This is a genomic window from Streptomyces sparsus (genome assembly GCF_054776295.1).
The window spans coordinates 1-848 of record NZ_BAAHCA010001434.1; the positions used below are offsets into that span (position 1 = coordinate 1).

1 protein-coding gene and 1 pseudogene are annotated in these 848 nt (G+C 76.3%); both read right to left on the reverse strand.

Annotated elements, in window-relative coordinates:
- Positions 1–688, reverse strand: a 688-nt coding sequence (locus ACYVE9_RS28895) for a 4-(cytidine 5'-diphospho)-2-C-methyl-D-erythritol kinase (RefSeq protein WP_461030835.1), incomplete at its 3' end; no start/stop codon positions are given.
- A pseudogene (locus ACYVE9_RS28900) lies at positions 685–848 on the reverse strand (16S rRNA (adenine(1518)-N(6)/adenine(1519)-N(6))-dimethyltransferase); the annotation flags it as partial. The gene ACYVE9_RS28895 and the pseudogene ACYVE9_RS28900, both read right to left, overlap by 4 nt.

Genomic DNA, 848 nt, shown 5'->3' on the forward strand with positions numbered 1-848 from the left:
GCAGCGACAGCGCGGCCGGCTGGAGGTCGTTGGTGAGCGCCCCGGCCAGGGCCGCCGCGTCACCGACCAGCAGCGCGGCGAGCAGCGCGGGGGCTGCCTCGGGATCGGGCACGCCGCTCGGGTTGAGCCGGTCGAACTCCCGGTAGACCGCGGGGGTGGACAACCCGCCGTCGGCCGCCGCGAACACCCAGTGGAAGGTGCCCGCGACCGGGAGCGCGGTCAGGAGGTCACCGCGGCCCCGGCCCAGTGCCGCACCGCCGACCAGGGAGAACGGCACGTCGGACCCCAACTCGGCGCAGATGGCGAGCAGTTCCTCGCGCGGGGTGGCGGTTCCCCACAGGGTGTCGCAGGCCAGCAGGGCGGCGGCGGCGTCCGCACTGCCCCCGGCCATGCCGCCGGCCACCGGGATGTCCTTGACGATGTGCAGGTGCACGTCCGGCGGCGCCCCGAGCCGGGCGGCGAGCAGGTCGGCCGCCCGCACGGCCAGGTTGCTCCGGTCCAGCGGCACCCGGTGCGCGTCCGGGCCCTCGCAGGTGACCCGAAGCCGCTCGGCGGGGGCCGCCGTCACCTCGTCGTGCAGGCCGACGGCCAGGAACACGTTGGCGAGGTCGTGGAAGCCGTCGGGGCGGGCACCGCCGACGGCGAGCTGCACGTTGACCTTGGCCGGTACTCGAACCGTGACACTCACCGTGCCGACTCCTCGGGGATCTCCGCTGCCGGTTCCGCGGGCGCCGGCTCGTCGGGTGCCGGCTGGTGGCGGTGCTCGGCGATCGCGGCGAAGTCCTCGACGGTCAGCATCTCGCCGCGGGCCTGCGGTGAGACGCCCGCCGCGACCAGCGCGCGCTCCG